At 64.8% G+C, this 15,979-nt stretch carries 19 protein-coding genes and 1 tRNA gene; 11 read left to right on the top strand and 9 right to left on the bottom strand.

The features are described 5' to 3' along the window. Positions 1–70: 70 nt before the first annotated feature. Positions 71–304 (bottom strand): DUF1127 domain-containing protein, encoded by a 234-nt coding sequence (locus tag IB255_RS25200; protein WP_401089064.1) that lies wholly within the window; start codon positions 302–304, stop codon positions 71–73. A gap of 94 nt (positions 305–398) precedes the next feature. Between IB255_RS25200 and IB255_RS25195 the strand changes: the two genes are divergently transcribed. Next, a complete protein-coding gene (locus IB255_RS25195) occupies positions 399–1,250 on the top strand; it encodes a LysR family transcriptional regulator (RefSeq protein WP_081518641.1) in 852 nt (283 codons plus the stop codon). A gap of 6 nt (positions 1,251–1,256) precedes the next feature. Here the strand turns inward: IB255_RS25195 and IB255_RS25190 are convergent, their stop codons facing one another. After that, positions 1,257–2,003 (bottom strand): sulfite exporter TauE/SafE family protein, encoded by a 747-nt coding sequence (locus IB255_RS25190; RefSeq protein ID WP_081518642.1) that lies wholly within the window; start codon positions 2,001–2,003, stop codon positions 1,257–1,259. A gap of 105 nt (positions 2,004–2,108) precedes the next feature. Between IB255_RS25190 and IB255_RS25185 the strand changes: the two genes are divergently transcribed. From IB255_RS25185 to IB255_RS25175, 3 genes are all read left to right on the top strand, one after another. Beyond that, positions 2,109–3,065, top strand: a complete 957-nt coding sequence (locus tag IB255_RS25185) for a LysR family transcriptional regulator (protein WP_081518643.1) — start codon at positions 2,109–2,111, stop codon at positions 3,063–3,065. Positions 3,066–3,128: 63 nt separating this feature from the next. Next, positions 3,129–3,578 carry a MarR family winged helix-turn-helix transcriptional regulator gene (locus IB255_RS25180; protein WP_081518644.1) on the top strand — a complete coding sequence of 150 codons (450 nt, stop codon included), beginning with the start codon at positions 3,129–3,131 and terminating at the stop codon, positions 3,576–3,578. 172 nt (positions 3,579–3,750) lie between these two features. Continuing rightward, positions 3,751–4,179, top strand: a complete 429-nt coding sequence (locus IB255_RS25175) for an organic hydroperoxide resistance protein (RefSeq protein ID WP_081518645.1) — start codon at positions 3,751–3,753, stop codon at positions 4,177–4,179. Positions 4,180–4,244: 65 nt separating this feature from the next. Here the strand turns inward: IB255_RS25175 and efp are convergent, their stop codons facing one another. Continuing rightward, on the bottom strand, positions 4,245–4,811 hold the full coding sequence (gene efp, locus IB255_RS25170) for an elongation factor P (RefSeq protein WP_045211459.1): 567 nt from the start codon (positions 4,809–4,811) through the stop codon (positions 4,245–4,247). Between the two features lie 42 nt (positions 4,812–4,853). Beyond that, positions 4,854–5,981, bottom strand: a complete 1,128-nt coding sequence (gene earP, locus IB255_RS25165; protein ID WP_081518718.1) for an elongation factor P maturation arginine rhamnosyltransferase EarP — start codon at positions 5,979–5,981, stop codon at positions 4,854–4,856. Positions 5,982–6,154: 173 nt separating this feature from the next. Here earP and IB255_RS25160 point away from each other — a divergent pair. Together IB255_RS25160 and oprI are read left to right on the top strand one after the other, a co-directional pair. Next, positions 6,155–6,244, top strand: a tRNA-Ser gene (locus IB255_RS25160). A 413-nt stretch (positions 6,245–6,657) separates the two neighbouring features. Further along, complete coding sequence (gene oprI, locus IB255_RS25155; RefSeq protein ID WP_017517003.1) at positions 6,658–6,909, top strand: outer membrane lipoprotei OprI; 252 nt, start codon at positions 6,658–6,660, stop codon at positions 6,907–6,909. A gap of 146 nt (positions 6,910–7,055) precedes the next feature. On the opposite strand, the gene IB255_RS25150 is transcribed toward oprI, so the two are convergent. From IB255_RS25150 to IB255_RS25140, 3 genes are all read right to left on the bottom strand, one after another. After that, entirely contained in the window at positions 7,056–8,039 is a 984-nt protein-coding gene (locus IB255_RS25150; RefSeq protein ID WP_045211466.1) for a L,D-transpeptidase family protein, read from the bottom strand. 73 nt (positions 8,040–8,112) lie between these two features. After that, positions 8,113–8,391, bottom strand: a complete 279-nt coding sequence (locus tag IB255_RS25145; RefSeq protein ID WP_081518646.1) for a hypothetical protein — start codon at positions 8,389–8,391, stop codon at positions 8,113–8,115. Positions 8,392–8,478: 87 nt separating this feature from the next. After that, a complete protein-coding gene (locus IB255_RS25140) occupies positions 8,479–9,084 on the bottom strand; it encodes an arylesterase (protein ID WP_081518647.1) in 606 nt (201 codons plus the stop codon). 10 nt (positions 9,085–9,094) lie between these two features. On the opposite strand from IB255_RS25140, the gene IB255_RS25135 reads away from it, so the two are divergent. Genes IB255_RS25135 through greB form a run of 3 tightly spaced genes read left to right on the top strand, consistent with a single transcriptional unit; the run spans position 9,095 to position 12,832 of the window. Further along, complete coding sequence (locus IB255_RS25135; protein ID WP_081518648.1) at positions 9,095–9,778, top strand: ABC transporter ATP-binding protein; 684 nt, start codon at positions 9,095–9,097, stop codon at positions 9,776–9,778. Between the two features lie 13 nt (positions 9,779–9,791). Next, positions 9,792–12,293, top strand: a complete 2,502-nt coding sequence (locus tag IB255_RS25130) for an ABC transporter permease (protein ID WP_192211018.1) — start codon at positions 9,792–9,794, stop codon at positions 12,291–12,293. A gap of 41 nt (positions 12,294–12,334) precedes the next feature. Then, positions 12,335–12,832, top strand: coding sequence for a transcription elongation factor GreB (gene greB, locus IB255_RS25125; RefSeq protein ID WP_081518650.1), 498 nt, complete (start codon positions 12,335–12,337; stop codon positions 12,830–12,832). 89 nt (positions 12,833–12,921) lie between these two features. Here the strand turns inward: greB and IB255_RS25120 are convergent, their stop codons facing one another. Further along, positions 12,922–13,242, bottom strand: a complete 321-nt coding sequence (locus tag IB255_RS25120; RefSeq protein WP_081518651.1) for a hypothetical protein — start codon at positions 13,240–13,242, stop codon at positions 12,922–12,924. Positions 13,243–13,424: 182 nt separating this feature from the next. Between IB255_RS25120 and thpR the strand changes: the two genes are divergently transcribed. Beyond that, positions 13,425–13,943, top strand: coding sequence for an RNA 2',3'-cyclic phosphodiesterase (thpR, locus tag IB255_RS25115; RefSeq protein WP_168190517.1), 519 nt, complete (start codon positions 13,425–13,427; stop codon positions 13,941–13,943). Here the strand turns inward: thpR and IB255_RS25110 are convergent. Further along, complete coding sequence (locus IB255_RS25110; protein ID WP_081518653.1) at positions 13,929–14,828, bottom strand: LysR family transcriptional regulator; 900 nt, start codon at positions 14,826–14,828, stop codon at positions 13,929–13,931. The genes thpR and IB255_RS25110 overlap by 15 nt on opposite strands. Before the next feature lie 93 nt (positions 14,829–14,921). Between IB255_RS25110 and IB255_RS25105 the strand changes: the two genes are divergently transcribed. Then, entirely contained in the window at positions 14,922–15,950 is a 1,029-nt protein-coding gene (locus tag IB255_RS25105; RefSeq protein ID WP_081518654.1) for a YeiH family protein, read from the top strand. Positions 15,951–15,979 lie beyond the last annotated feature (29 nt).

Here is a 15,979-nt window from a genome sequence, read left to right as displayed (position 1 = left end):
AGCGGGTCATGAGGCTGATCAGGCTTTTGGGAGCGAGCGGCACGACGAGGGTCCGTGCCGCCCGGCAATTTCAACGACGGACATAATCCATCCAGAACGGGCGCTCGACTTCCTGCTGGATGTCGGCACGGCTCAGGCCGATATCCTTGAGCGCCTCATCGCTCATGGTCGCCAGCTCACGACGCTGGCGGGCCAGTTCGTGCCAGTGCAGGACACGTTGCATGGCGCGTTTCCAAAGCGGAACGGGGGAGACTTTGTGGACATGGTAGGACGCTGCTACGAAACCGAGTTGACCTTTCATCATGCTTCCCTCCCTGTGGGGTTGGATGCAGTTTCAGGCTCACGCTAAGATCAATCCAACGAATCATTCTTATGCAACCCATCTCGGAGATTGATGAATGAGCAGCTTCCCCAGCATCGACAGCGAACTGCTGCGCACCTTCGTCGCCATCGCCGACCACGGCGGGTTCACCCGCGCGGCCGAGATGGTCAACCGCACCCAGTCGGCAGTGAGCATGCAGATGAAACGCCTGGAGGAGGACGTGCTGGAGCGCAGCCTGTTCGAGCGCGACGGCCGCCAGGTGCGCCTGACGCCCGAGGGGCAGATCCTGCTGGGCTACGCGCGGCGCATCCTGCGGTTGCAGGGTGAGGTGTTCAACACCTTCCGCCAGCCGCACATGGTCGGCTCGGTGAAGATCGGCACGCCGGATGACTATGTGATGCGCTTCCTGCCCAGCATCCTTTCGCGCTTCGCCGAGGCCTATCCGCTGGTGCAGGTGGAAGTGCACTGTGACTCGTCCGCGCAGTTGCTGATGCGCAACGACCTGGACCTTTCCATCGTCACCCGCGAGCCGGGTACCGAGATCGGCCAGTTGCTGCGCCAGGAGTCCTTCGTCTGGATGGCCGCCGAGAGCTTCTGCCCGCAGGAACAGCGCCCACTGCCGCTGGCGATGTTCAACACCGCCTGCTTCTGCCGCGCCTGGGCCTGCAATGCGCTGGAGGCGATGGAAGTGGACTACCGCATCGCCTACAGCAGCCCGAGCCTGTCGGCGCTGTTCGCCGTGGCCAGTGCGGGGCTGGCGGTCACAGCGCAACTGCAGAGCTTGCTCACTGGCAATCTGCGCATCATCGGCGAGGACGAGGGCCTGCCAATGCTCCCCAACGCCAGCATCGTGCTGCTACGCGGGCAGAAGATGACCCCGGTGACCGACAAGCTGGCCGAGTACATCGTCGAAGGCTTCCGTTCGTAATGCGGCTCAACGCAGCGCCAGCAGCACTGCGCATACGATCAGGAAAGCGCTGAAGGCCAGACGCAGCTGACGCTCGGGCAGCGCATGGGCCAGGCGCACGCCCCAGGAAATGCTGACCAGCCCACCCAGCGCCAGCGCGCTGCCCATGCGCCAGTCCACGTGGCCATGCGCAGCATAGGTCGCCAGCGCCACGCCCGTGCTGGGCGCCGCCAGAGCCAGCGCAAGCCCCTGGGCGATCACCTGGGTCAGGCCGAAGACGGACGTCAGAACCGGCGTCGCCAGCACACCGCCGCCCACCCCGAACAGCCCACCAAGAGAACCGGCACCCAGTCCCAGCACGCCCATCCACGGCAGGCCGTAGCGCGGCGTGCTGCTGCCCTGGGGCACGCGCTGGAACAGGCGCACCAGCAGATACAGGGCCAACAGCACCAGGAAGACCACGAAGGCGGTGCGCATGCTGCGGGCATCCAGGTTCACCGCGATGCTGGAAGCGAAGAACGCGCAGACCAGCCCGGTCAGCGCCAGGACGCCGGCCTGGGCGAAATCGATACGGTTGCGCTGGTGGTAACGCCAGATCGCCAGCAGCACATTCGGCACCACCATCACCAGCGCGGTGCCCTGCGCCAATTGCTGATCCAGCCCGAACAGCACGCCCAGTGCCGGAATCGCCAGCAGCCCGCCGCCAATACCGAACAGCCCACCCAGGCTGCCCAGCACGACGCCGAGCAGAAAGTCCAAGACCAGGTCCCACATGACGCACCTCCACAACAAGGCGTCCATGCTAGAAAACCCCGGCTGGATGGGAAACGCAAAGCGCAGCACAATGGCTTTGCCCATCCTGCAAAGCCGCCACACGCCATGAATCCTTCCAGCCTCGAAGACCAGCTCGACCTCTACCTGGACGTGCTCGACAACGGCAGCTTCTCCGCCGCCGCCCGCCTGCGCCAGCTCACCCCTTCCGCCGTGGCACGACGCATGGACGCGCTGGAGCAGGGATTGGGATCGACCCTGCTGGTGCGCAGCACGCACAACGTGCGCGCCACACCGGCAGGCCTGGCGTTCGCCGAGCGGGCGCGACGGATAGTCATCGAGTTGCGCCAGGCGCGAGCGGAAGCGGTGTCCCTGAGCACCGCGCCGGAAGGACTGATCCGCATTGACGCCCCCGTCCCCTTCGGTCGCCGTCACCTGGCACCAGCGCTGGCGGACTTCCTCACCGCCAACCCCGGCCTGGACGTGCAGCTGCGGCTGATCGACAGCTTCACCGACACCCGCGGGGAAAACCTCGGCCAGGTCGACTTGGTGCTGCGCATTGGCACCCTGCCCGATAGCCGCCTGGTCGCCACCCGTCTCGCGCCCATGCGGCGGATCGTCTGCGCGAGCCCCGCCTACCTGCAGCAGCACGGCACACCTGCCTCGCCACTGGAGTTGCCGGAGCACATCGGCCTCGACTGGGAAGGCCTGGCGCCGCCGCTGGCCTGGCGCTTCCTCATCGACGGCAAGCTGCAGCACCTTCGCCCGCGCCGGCTGCGCATGACCGCGAACAATGCCGAGACGCTGGTGGAAGGTGCACTGCAAGGCATCGGCCTCGCTCACCTGCCCACCTGGCTGTGCAGCGAGTACCTGATCAGCGGCCAGTTGCTGCCGCTGTTCTGCGAGAACGGCCTTCCCGAACCAGAGCCCGGCGTTATCCACGCATTGCGCCTGGAGCGCGGCACCCACCCACGCAGTGAGCGCCTGCTGGGCTTCCTGCTGGAGCGTTTCGGCTTCCCCCCGCCCTGGGATGCGGCACTTGCAGAAGCGCTGTTCAAGAATTAACCATCGCGCTAAATTAATGCGCAATCACCTCTTCGCTTCGAGCGCCCCGGCCAGGAGCACGCCATGACCCAGCAAGACCCGACCTGCGAAGCCCTCAAGCTGGATAACCAGCTGTGCTTCGCCCTCTACTCCACCTCCCTGCAGATGACCAAGGTCTACAAGCCTCTGCTGCAGGAGCTGGGCCTCACCTACCCGCAGTACATCGCCATGCTGGTGCTGTGGGAAGAAGACGGCATCACCGTGGGCGAGATCAGCTCGCGCATGCTCACCGACCCTGGCTCCCTCACGCCCCTGCTCAAGCGCCTCGAGGCCGAGGGCCTGATCACCCGTACCCGCAGTCAGGCGGACGAACGCGTGGTACAGCTGCGCCTGACCGACAAGGGCCGTGAGCTGCGCCGACAGGCGGAGAGCATTCCGGCCTGCATCCTGGCCAGCAGCGGTCTAACGTTGGACAGTCTGAAGCGCCTCCAGGAGGAGCTCGTGGACCTGCGCGGACACTTGCAAGTCCCGTAATCCGGGGCTTATGCCAAAGCTGCAGGTTCTTTAGTCAGAAATCTTCCAACAATTATCTTGCGCACTAAATTAAATCGAACTAACTTTCATCTCACGAACTGCTTAGCGCACAAGATATCAAGCAGCAAGACACTCTCAACCCGACCTACCTGACAGCCAATCGGAGACCATCATGCAAACCATCAAAGCCCTCTACACCGCCACCGCTACCGCCACCGGAGGACGTGATGGCCGCGCCATCTCCTCGGATGGCATCCTCGACGTGAAACTGTCCACTCCGCGTGAACTGGGCGGCGCGGGCGGCGAAGCCACCAACCCGGAACAGCTGTTCGCTGCCGGCTACTCGGCCTGCTTCATCGGCGCCATCAAGTTCGTCGCCAGCCAGAGCAAGAAGCAGATCCCGGCAGACGCCTCGATCACCGGCAAGGTCGGCATCGGCCAGATCCCCGGCGGTTTCGGCCTGGAAGTGGAACTGAACATCAACCTGCCGGGCCTGGACCAGGCCGAGGCCGAAGAGCTGGTCGCCAAGGCCCACCAGGTCTGCCCCTACTCCAACGCCACCCGCGGCAACATCGACGTGCGCCTGAACGTCAGCGTGTGATTCCACGAACGGCAGAAACGAAAAAGCCCGGCATCAGCCGGGCTTTTTTCTGTCTCGGATCAGGCTCAGGCCTTGACGCGGGACTTGTACTCGCCAGTGCGGGTATCGATTTCGATCGAGTCGCCGATTTCGCAGAAGGCGGAAACCTGGACTTCAGCACCGTTCTTCAGGCGAGCGGTCTTCATCACTTTACCGGAGGTGTCGCCACGGACAGCCGGCTCGGTGTAGACGATTTCGCGGACGATGGTGGTCGGCAGTTCAACGGAGATGACTTTCTCGTTGTAGAAGACGGCTTCGCAGACGTCGGTCATGCCGTCTTCGATGAAGGTCAGCACGCCTTCCAGGTCGCCTTTCTCGATCTCGTACTGGTTGAACTCGGTGTCCATGAAGACATACAGCGGGTCCGCGAAGTAGGAGTAGGTTACTTCCTTGCGATCGAGGATGATCGGCTCCAGCTTGTCGTCGGCCTTGAACACGGTCTCGGTGCCAGCACCGGTCAGCAGGTTCTTCAGCTTCATCTTGACGACCGCGGAGTTACGGCCGGACTTGTTGAACTCGGCCTTCTGGATGACCCAGGGGGCGCCATTGATGTTGGCAACCTGGCCAGCGCGGAACTCTTGTGCGGTTTTCATACGATTATCCGATTGGATTGGAGACAAAAATCAGGGGCCATATCATAGCCAATTTGTATAAAAACGCACCAGCCCCGCGGCAAGATCGGTTTGTTCGCTCAGGCGCCGCTGCCAATTGCCAATCCACGCAGCCCACTCCGGCAGCCGGATTTCCAGCTTTTGCCAGGCATCGCCGACGTCACCCAGGCCATTCCAGGCCATCCAGAACGACTGCAACTCCGCCCGCAGCGAGTCGTCCATTCCTTCGCAGAACAGCGCCAGGAAAGCTTCCAGCTTCTCCAGGTGGATGTCCTCATCCTGCTGGTAGATGTGCCAGACGAAGGGCCTTCCCGCCCATTGCGCCCGCACGAACGAATCCTCGCCGCGTACCGCGTTGAAATCGCAACTCCACAAGAGCGGGTCGTAGTCTTCCTGGCGCACGAAAGGCAGCACCTGCACACGCAGGGCCTGCTTCTGGTACTGCTCCCCGACTCCCAGTGCCTGCCCCGCCCAGCGCTCGACATCGGCAAGCACCCTGCCCTCTGGCACCAGCAGCAAGGTGGCAGTGCTGCTTCCAGCCAATGCATCCAGCCAGCCGCCCAGCGCGGCATTCTCATAAGCGAACAGGGAAATACGCCGCTCATGGGCCTGCGGGCGCACCCCAAGGCTTTCCAGAAAACCAAGGCTGGCCGACGGATCGCCCTGGAAGGCATCACGCCGGGCAATCAGATCGCCCTCGCGCAGCAGCCCGCCGGTAGCGGCAGTGAAGCCGGGGAAATAGAAGTACTTCGGCAGCCCGCTGGCCTGCATCGATGGTAAACCGTGGCAGGACTCCACCCAGGATTCGGCGCTGAGGTATTCCAGGTTCAGCCACAGCGAAGGCGTCTTCCGCTCGCGCATCGCCTCTATATAGGCAGCCGGCATTTCGCAGGCGAAGGCTTCGATCACCACGTCCGCCGCAGGAGTGTCCTGCCAGGGCTTGGGCCACAGCCGCACTTCCACGCCCGATTGCTGCTGCACCGCGACCGAACCGTTGGCCGCCGGGCAGATGCGCGCGAAGGCCGCCAGGTCATCGACCCATAGCCGCACCTGTTGCCGATGCTCCCCGGCCAGCTGGCGGGCCAGCCGCCAGGTGACGCCAATATCGCCATAGTTGTCGACTACGCTGCAGAAGATGTCCCAGCTGGCCATGCGCATTCCTACGTACCAGAGCGTGTCTCAGAAGGCTCCAGTGTACCCGCGATCCCGGCCATGCTTCTTAAGCCGATGAATCCCTTGGAAAAAATTTTCAAAAAAGATTTGCCAAGGAGGAAACCTTTGAGTAAAGTGCGCGCCTCGACAGACACAGCGCTGTCGAGAAATCTGGTGAGGTGTCCGAGCGGTTGAAGGAGCACGCCTGGAAAGTGTGTATACGAGAAATCGTATCGAGGGTTCGAATCCCTCCCTCACCGCCAGATTCAAGAAAAAGCCCGGCTAAGCAATTAGCCGGGCTTTTTCGTTTTCCCCTTCACACTTTCTTCACCTGTTGCGGCCTAGTTGCAAGTTGTCAGTTGGACAAATGCACAACGGCGATTAAACAGTTGTTCGACCATTGTCGACAGTCATCTGACAGCTTGGTTCCACAGGCCGGAAACCCGCCTCAGACCCCGCCTGACACCTGTTGGCAACACTCCTTTGCCAGATTGGACAGTTTTTGCCCAAATCGGCCTCGCACAACTGCTAACAGCACCCGTAACATGAAAAAAAAGTGCCGTACTTGCGCTTGGTCAGTTTACTTACTACAAGTAATGGGTACTATGTAGTCCGGCTAATTTCCCAGTCATGGGAGATTGCTTTTAATGGAAATGTCCACCTTAAGGGGAACACGATGAACAACGTTCTGAAATTCTCTGCTCTGGCTCTGGCTGCTGTTCTGGCCACCGGTTGCAGCAGCCACTCGAAAGAAACCGAAGCACGTCTGACCGCTACTGAAGACGCCGCTGCTCGCGCTCAAGCCCGTGCCGATGAAGCCTATCGCAAGGCTGACGAAGCTCTGGCCGCCGCTCAGAAAGCCCAGCAGACCGCTGACGAGGCTAACGAGCGCGCCCTGCGTATGCTGGACAAAGCCAGCCGCAAGTAATAGATCTTCGGATCTGTTCGAAAAAACCGACCCCTCGGGGTCGGTTTTTTTATGCCTGCCTGTTTTGTCCCCTCGACAAACAGGCAGGCAACAAAAAGCCCGCTCGACCGGTAACGGTCGGCGGGCTTCTTAGTGCGCGCTGCGAGTTACTGCAGCGGCACCGCGTCCTGGTCAACAGTAGCGGCAACCGAACCACCCTGCTGCACTTGCTGCGGCTGGGCAATGGCTACCGGCAGGCCGTCTTCGGCGGCAACCACCTCACGCACCACGTTCCAGTCCATCTGCATCTGGCTGGCGATGTCTTCGCGCTTGAGCAGGGCGTTGATCACCGCAGTGTGCTTGTCGACCACGGACGGGTCGCCGTTGTCATCGATGGGCGCGTGGGCTTCGAGGTAGATCTTGCCTTCGCTGCGACCGAACTTGTACGGCTCGTTGATGATGCGCACCTTGGTGCCCACCGGAATCATCGAGAAGAGCTGGGTCACGTCCCAGTTGTACATGCGGAAGCAACCGTGGCTGGTACGGGTGCCGATGCCGAACTTCTTGTTCGAACCGTGGATCAGGTAGCCATGGAAGCCCAGGCTCATCTTGTACGGACCCAGCGGGTTGTCCGGACCCGGCGGCACTACGGTCGGCAGCGGATCGCCGTCGGCGGCGTGCTCGGCGCGAATCGAGGCCGGCGGGTACCAGGCCGGATCCTTGGTCTTGGCGATCACGCTGGTGCTGCCCACCGGCGAACCCCAGCCCTCACGACCGATCCCCAGGGCGTAGGTGTAGACGACGTTCTTGTCCTTGGGGAAGTAGTACAGGCGGTATTCGGCGAGGTTGATCACCACGCCTTCGCGCGGACCTGCCGGCAGGACGAAACGGGTCGGAATGATGACCTCGGTGCCCACGCCCGGCAGCCAGGCATCGACGCCCGGGTTGGCAGCGATCATCTCGGAGTAGCCGAGGCCGTACTTCTCGCCCAGGTCGGCGAAGGTGTCTTCGTACTTGGCCTTGATGACCTGGACCTGGCCGACGATATCGTCGCCCGGCGCCGGCAGCGGCAATTCAATGGCGGAAACGGGGCCGGCCGAGAGCAGCGCGGCGAGGGACAGCGAGCAGGCGGCAATGACGCGCGACAACATCCGAGGATCCTTGACGTGGGCAATGAGCAAAGGGTGATCAGTTTACCACCGCAAGCCCCGTCAACGGGAGATATCAGATGAGCCAGGAACTGCGCGCGCCGCGCTTTTCCTCTTCGAGTTGTTTCAGGCAGGCCGCGCAGATGCGCCGATCGCGCAGCAGCGGTTTCTCGGCACCGCGCCACATCGGCTGCGCTGGCAGCAGGCTGCCACACAACGTGCGGTCAGCCGGGGTTCCCAGCTCCAGCTGGCGCGCGACCAGATGCACCCGGACCTCGCGGCAGGCGAACAGGTCCAGCTGTTCATCGGGTTCGATCAGCTGGTAGGCGAAGAGGGTCCAGGCGGGGCGCGACATAGGGGGTTCCAGAAGGGTGCGCAAACATAGCCGAAAGGCCGGGCGCGGGGAAGCCTCGATTCCGTGGTTTATCCGTGCCGCCATTCATTACAGCAGGGGCTTGAGCGTCGGCCACACGTTGTCGAGCAGTTTAGGCTGAGCCGCCACCGCCGGATGGATGCCGTCAGCCTGCATCATGTCCTGCACGCCCCCTACCCCTTCAAGGAAGAACGGCACCAGTGGAATCTTCTGTTCGCTGGCCACGCTGTCGAAGACCTTGGCGAACGCGTCGGTGTAGCGCTGTCCGTAATTGGGCGGCAGGCGCATGCCGAGCAGGATCACCTTGGCGCCCGACTTCTGCGACTGCTCAACCATGCCGCTAAGATTCTGTTGCAATTGCGCTGGCGCCATTCCGCGCAGGCCGTCGTTGCCGCCCAGCTCGATCACCACCAGCTTCGGCTTCTGCTCCGAAAGCAGCGCCGGCAGCCGCGCGAGGCCTCCTGCAGTGGTGTCGCCGGAGATCGACGCGTTCACCACCTTGTAGTCAAAACCCTGCTCCTGAAGACGCTTGTCCAGCAGGTTGACCCACCCCAGGCTGGTATCCAGCCCCAAACCGGCGCTGATACTATCGCCGACGACCAACAGCGTCTGCGCCGCGGCCTGCTGCGTGATCAGAAGCAACGCCAGGCAGCCGCCCATTAGCCATGCACGCATCGGATTCTCCATGAGCGAAAGCATTCTCACTGCGCGGAACCTTAGCAAGGTTGTTTCCAGCGCGGAAGGCAAGCTGACCATCCTCCACGACCTCTCCCTCGACCTCGCCCGCGGTGACAGCCTCGCCATCGTCGGCAGCTCCGGCTCGGGCAAATCCACCCTCCTCGGCCTGCTCGCCGGCCTGGACCTGCCCAGCGGCGGCGAGATCGTCCTGCTCGGCCACACCCTGGGCAGCCTCGATGAAGACCAGCGCGCGCGAGTACGCGCCGCCCACGTCGGCTTCGTCTTCCAGTCCTTCCAGTTGCTCGACAGCCTCAATGCGCTGGAGAACGTCATGCTGCCGCTGGAACTGGACGGCCGGAAGGACGCCGAGCAGCGCGCCCGCGAATTGCTGGAACGCGTCGGCCTCGGCCAGCGCCTGACCCACTACCCGCGCCAGCTCTCCGGTGGCGAACAACAGCGGGTCGCCATCGCCCGCGCCTTCGCCGCCGAACCGGACGTGCTGTTCGCCGACGAACCGACCGGCAACCTCGACAGCCACACCGGCGAGCGCATCAGCGACCTGCTCTTCGAACTGAACCGCGAGCGCGGCACCACCCTTGTCCTGGTGACCCACGACGAACGCCTCGCCCACCGCTGCCAGCGCCATATCCGCCTGGAAAGCGGCCACCTGATCGACCACGTCGAACCCTGACGGACGAGAGCCGATGAAGCCACTGTCGCTGCCCAACCTGTTCCGCCTGTCCCTCCGCCAGCTGTGGCGCGAGGGGCGCAGCGGCGAACTGCGCGTGCTGTTCTTCGCCCTGCTGGTGGCGGTGGCGGCGAGCTCCGCCATCGGTTATTTCAGCGCGCGTCTGAACGGCGCCATGCTGGTGCGCGCCGCCGAATTCCTCGGCGCGGACCTGGTACTCACCGGCACCCAGCCGGCGCAGCCGGAACAGATCGACCGCGGCCTCAAGCTCGGCCTGCAGCACGCGCAGAGCGTGGAGTTTTCCAGCGTGGTGGCCACCGACAACGGCATTCAACTGAGCAGCGTGAAGGCCGTCGGCGACAGTTATCCCCTGCGTGGCGAACTGAAGAGCGCGCCAGCCCCCTTGCAGCCGGAAGTCGAAGGCGGCCGCCCGGCGCCGGGCGACATCTGGGTCGAATCGCGCCTGCTCGCCAGCCTCGATCTGAAGATCGGCGACAGCGTCGACATCGGCCGCAAGTCCCTGCGCATCGCTCGTGTGCTGACCTACGAACCGGATCGCGCTGGCGACTTCTACAGCCTCACCCCGCGCGTAATGATGAGCCTGCACGACCTGGACGCCACCGGCGTGGTGCAGCCCGGCAGCCGGGTGCGCTATCGCGACCTCTGGGGCGGCGCGCACGATGCGCTGCAAACTTACCGGCAAGCTACCCAAGGCAACCTGGCCGCCAACCAGGAACTGCAGGACGCGCACCACGGCAACCGTCAGATCGGCGACGCCCTGGGCCGCGCCGAACGCTACCTGAACCTCGCAAGCCTTGCCGCTGTGCTGCTCGCTGGCGTGGCCGTGGCGCTGTCGGCCAACCGCTTCGCCACCCGCCGCTTCGACGCCAGCGCACTGCTGCGCTGCCTGGGTCTGTCGCGCCGCGAAGCCCTTCTGCTGTATGGCAGCCAACTGTTCGCGCTGGGACTGGTTGCCAGCGTCTGCGGCGCCTTCCTCGGCTGGCTCGCGCAGCTGGGCCTGATGCACCTGCTGGGCAACCTGCTGCCGCCGGAAATTCCCGAAGCCGGCATAGTCCCCGCGCTCGCCGGCATGGCGACCGGGCTGGTCGCGCTGGCCGGCTTTGCCTTGCCACCGCTCGCCGCGCTGGGCCGCGTACCGCCGCTGCGCGTGCTGCGCAGCGACCTGCTGCCGGTGCCGATGCGCACCTGGGCCGCCTATGGCTGTGCGCTGCTCGCCCTCGGCCTGATCATGTGGCGCCTGAGCCTGGACCTGAAACTCACCCTCGCTCTCCTCGGCGGCGGCGCCATCGCCGCGGTGATCCTCGGTTTCATCCTGCTGCTGGCCCTGCGTGGCCTGCGCCGCGCCCTCCAGGGTGCCAGCCTGCCGTGGCGCCTGGGCCTGGGCCAACTGCTGCGTTACCCGCTGGCCGCCGCCGGACAGAGCCTCGCCTTCGGCCTGATCCTGCTGGCCATGGCGCTGATCGCCCTGCTGCGCGGTGAATTGCTGGACACCTGGCATTCCCAGTTGCCGCCCAATGCGCCGAACCACTTCGCGCTGAACATCCTGCCGGCCGAGAAAGACGGTTTCGAGCAACGGGTGAAGGCACTGTCGCCCAACGCCGAAGACCTCTATCCGATGGTGCCTGGCCGGCTGGTGGCGGTGAACGGCAAGCCCGTCCAGACATTGAAGGAAGACGTGCGCAGCGAGCGCGCCCTGCACCGGGACCTCGGCCTGACCTGGTCGGAACGCCTGCCTGCGGGCAATCAGATAGTCGCCGGTGATTGGTGGCAGGCCGGCAAGAACAGCGAACTGCCGGGCGTCTCGGTGGAAGAGAAGCTCGCCGGCAACCTCGGCCTGAAAGTCGGCGATCACCTGAGCTTCACCGTCGCCGGGCAGACTCGCGAAGCGCAGATCCGCAGCCTGCGCTCGGTGAAATGGGACAACTTCCAGCCCAATTTCTTCATGGTCTTCGAGCCCGGCACCCTGACCGACCTGCCGGTGACCTACCTGACCAGCTTCTACCTGCCGGTGAGCCAGGAGCGCCAACTGATCGAACTCGCCCGCGCCTACCCCACCGTCACCCTGCTGCCAGTGGACGCGCTGCTGGCGCAGCTGCGCAGCATCCTCGACCAGGTGACGCTGGCGGTGGAGTACGTGCTGGTGTTCGTCCTCGCCGCCGGCTTCGTGGTGTTGTTCGCCGGCCTGCAGGCGACCCTCGACGAGCGCCTGCGCCAGGGCGCACTGCTGCGCGCGCTGGGCGCCGAGCGCGGCCTGCTGATGCGCACGCGGCGCAGCGAGTTCGCCCTGCTCGGCGCGGTCAGCGGCCTGCTGGCGGCGCTGGGCTGCGAGCTGATCAGCTACCTGCTCTACCGGCTGGTGTTCGACCTGCCGTGGAGCCCGCATCCCTGGCTGCTGGGGCTGCCGGTGCTGGGTGCGCTGCTGGTGGGCGGCGCCGGCCTGCTCGGCACTCGACGCGCGCTCAACGTGAGCCCATTGCGCCTGCTGCGCGAGAGCTGATCGGGTAGACTGCCCCGATCACTCTCGCCGCACTGGATGCCATGAGCCGCTATCGTCCGCCCCGCCCTGCCGGTACCCCGCTGATCACTCCCGAAGGCGAAGCGCGCCTGCGCGCAGAACTGCATGAACTGTGGAACGTGCGTCGGCCACAGGTGACCCAGTCGGTCAGCGAGGCCGCCGCGCAAGGCGACCGCTCGGAGAACGCCGAGTACACCTACGGCAAGAAGATGCTGCGCGAGATCGACAGCCGCGTGCGCTTCCTGCGCAAGCGCCTGGAGAACTGCAAGGTGGTCAGCGAGCGCCCGGCGGATCCGAACAAGGTCTACTTCGGCGCCTGGGTCACCCTGGAAGACGAGGACGGCGAACAGGCCCGCTACCGTATCGTCGGCCCGGATGAGCTGGACCTGCGCAACAACCACATCAGCATCGACTCGCCACTGGCCCGCGCCCTGGTGGGCAAGGAGCTGGACGCCGAGGTGATGGTGCGCAGCCCGTCCGGCGAGAAGATGTGGTTCGTGGTGGAAATCGACTATCCCTGAGGCCGCGCCAAGGATCGCGGATCAAACTCCCTGCAGGAGCGGGCCGCTTACTAGAAATGCAGGGGCGCTCCTGCAGGGGGCTCAGGCGTTCAGAACGACGGCGGACGCCGGGTAATCAGCCCTTGCCGGGCGACACGGGTGAGTTCGTGAACGGCTGACTCCAACTGCTCGGCCACCGGCGACTGGACGACGGCGAAGTCGAAACTGTCGGACGGAAAGCGCGCGAGATCGGCAAAGGTTTCGGCGAACTGGATCAGGAAGGTGCGCGAGCCGTTCCAGCGCTTGGGCCAGCCATCGAGGTAACGGACAAGGGTGGGCTGGTGATTGCCGCCCAGGAGAATCTTCGGATTGCGGCGCACCAGGCCAGTGGTGATCGGGGCCAGGCGCACATGCGGGTTGGGACAGGTCATGGTGTCACGTCTCCGCCTCAGGGGTCCTGCTGGACGCGGCGAGAGGCACACCGAACCAGCGCTTTAGCGGTATTTCGATGTCAGCTGTCGCTTGCATCCGCGCCCCGCAAGTTGCTACTTAAATCGGCGCTGTGCGGCATCCTAGAGAAGCCCCGGCAAAGCTGTCAAGGAGACTTCAGTCGATGACCACACCCCCCATGCGGCTGTTCTTCGCCCTGCCCTGCCCGGCTGAACTGGCGGCGCGCATCTGCACCTGGCGCGACAGCCTGCACCACGACGGCCAGCCCGTATCCCAGGCCAACCTGCACCTGACCCTGGCCTTTCTCGGCTCCGTGCCGCGCGGGCGCAAGGCCGAATTGCGCGCCATCGGCGAACGCCTGCCACGCCAGGGCTTCAACCTTGAACTGGACCACATTGCGCGCTGGAACAACGGCATCCTGCACCTGGCGCCCAGCAACGCGCCGGCCGCCCTGCACGAACTGGTGCACGCCCTGCGCGAAGAGCTGCATGCCGGTGGATTCGAAGTCGAGCATCGCCCGTTCCATCCGCATATCACGCTCGCTCGCCATGCCCACCATACGCCGACGGCCCAAGCCGCCTTCCTGCTGCCAGCCCAGGCGGTGACGCTGTTCAGCTCGGAGAACAGCCCCACCGGGGTGCGCTACCGCGCCATCGGCGAGTGGCCGCTAGACAGCGTCTGAGCGCGCCGCCCAGTCCTGGGCGTAATCGAGGAAACGACGCAGGCCCGCCGTGGGGTACTTGTCGATATGCAGCGCACGGAAGAAGGTCCGCCGCAGCGGCCCCAGCGGGTTATCCAGACGCACCAGTTCGCCGCGCGCAAGCTCCGCCTGCACGACGCGTTGCGACAGACAGCCGATGCCGAAACCGCTGCCCACCAGATGCTTGATCGCCTCGGCGTTACTCACCTCCAGAGGCGCGTTGACGCTGCCCAGGCGTGGCAATACCTGCTGCTCGAATGTCACGCGGGTACCGGAACCGGCTTCGCGCAGCACCCAGCGCGCCGCCGCCAGATCCTTCAGGCTGATGCGCTCGGCCAGCGCCAGGGGATGTTCCGGCGCCACTACCAGCAAGAGTTCATCGGCCATCCAGGGCGTGAGCTGGATCTGCGGATGCTGGATCGGCGCCTCGATGAAGGCCACGTCCAACCTGAACTCGGCCAGCGCCTCGATCACCCCGCCGCTGTTGGCGACCTGCAACTCCAGACGGCTTGCGGGCAGCTCGCCGAGAAAACCGGCCATTACCTGCGGCAGCAGGTAGCCGCCAATGCTGCGGCTGGCACCGAGGCTCAGCTGTACCGGAGCCGATTCGAACAGGCTCTCCAGCTCCGCGCTCTGCGCCAGCAAAGCACTGGCCTTGGGGTAAAAGGCGCGGCCGTTGTCGTTCAGCGCCAGGCGCTTGCCGCTGCGGTCGAACAGGCGCGTACCGAGCGCGCGCTCGAGCTCCTGCAACGCCTGGCTGGCGGCGGACTGCGACAGCGCAATGCGCGCTGCCGCCTGGGTCACGTTGCCCAGCTCGGCGATGGCGGTGAAGGTCGCCAGTTGGCGAAGAGTAATGCGCGGGCCCATATCGATAAAACCGGTCAACCTAATAAGAACAATCCGTTTTTACACTAAGCAACGCAGCGGCACCATGGCTTCACCTTACACAAGGAGCCTGTAATGAACGCCCTTCGCCGCCTGCCCTACTACGTCCCTGGCGCCCTGCTCTGCCTGGGCATCGCCTTCGGCTCCCGCCAGCTCATGGAAATCCCCGCGCTGCAGCACCTGGGACTCGGCAGCCTGACCCTGGCGATCCTCATCGGCCTGCTGGCCGGCAACCTCGGCCTCGCCCGCTTCGGCAGCATCCGCCCTGGCATCGACCTGTCGCGCCAGCAACTGCTGCGCCTGGGTGTGGTGCTCTACGGCCTGCGCCTGACCTTCCAGGACATCGCTGCCCTAGGCCCAGCCGCGCTGATCATCGACGTGCTGATGGTCGCCAGCACCCTGACCGTCGCCTGGTGGATCGGCGAGCGCTGGCTCAAGCTGCCGCGTGAAAGCGCCCTGCTGATCGGCGCCGGCAGCGCCATCTGCGGCGCCGCAGCGGTGATGGCGAGCAGCCCGGTGCTCAAGGCGCGCGCCGAACACACGGCCGTCGCGGTGGCTACCGTTGTCCTGTTCGGCACCCTGGCAATGCTGCTGCACCCATTGATCTACGCTGCGCTGCCCAACCTGTTCGGCAGTGAGCAGGCCTTCGGCGTGTTCACCGGCTCGACCATCCACGAAGTCGCCCAGGTAGTTGCCGCTGGCCGCGCCATGGACCCCGCCGCTGCCGACGCTGCGCTGATCAGCAAGATGCTGCGCGTCCTGCTGCTGGCCCCGGCCCTGCTGATCCTCGGCCGTGTGGGTTGCGCCGAAGCTGCCGAGCCGGGTGCGCGCCGCAAGCTGCACATTCCGGGCTTCGCCGTGTTCTTCCTGCTGGTGACCGGCCTGCGCTCGCTGGGCTGGGTGCCGGAAAGCTGGTTGGCGCCGCTGCAGCAGTTGGACGATGTGATGCTCGGCATGGCGATGGCCGCCCTGGGCCTGGCCACCCGCCTGGGCGACCTGCGCAAGGAAGGCCCCAAGCCGCTGCTGCTGGGTGCTGGACTGTTCGTCTTCCTGCTGGTGGGCGGCGGCCTGATCAATGGCGGCGTGCAGTATCTCTTCCACTGAATCGCGTTCCACCGATTCAGAGACAAACA

This window comes from Pseudomonas sp. PDM22, from assembly GCF_014851965.1.
In the GTDB taxonomy this organism is placed as follows: Bacteria; Pseudomonadota; Gammaproteobacteria; order Pseudomonadales; family Pseudomonadaceae; genus Pseudomonas.
The sequence above is the reverse complement of the archived record's forward strand: the minus strand, read 5'-3'. Positions and strand labels throughout refer to the sequence as shown.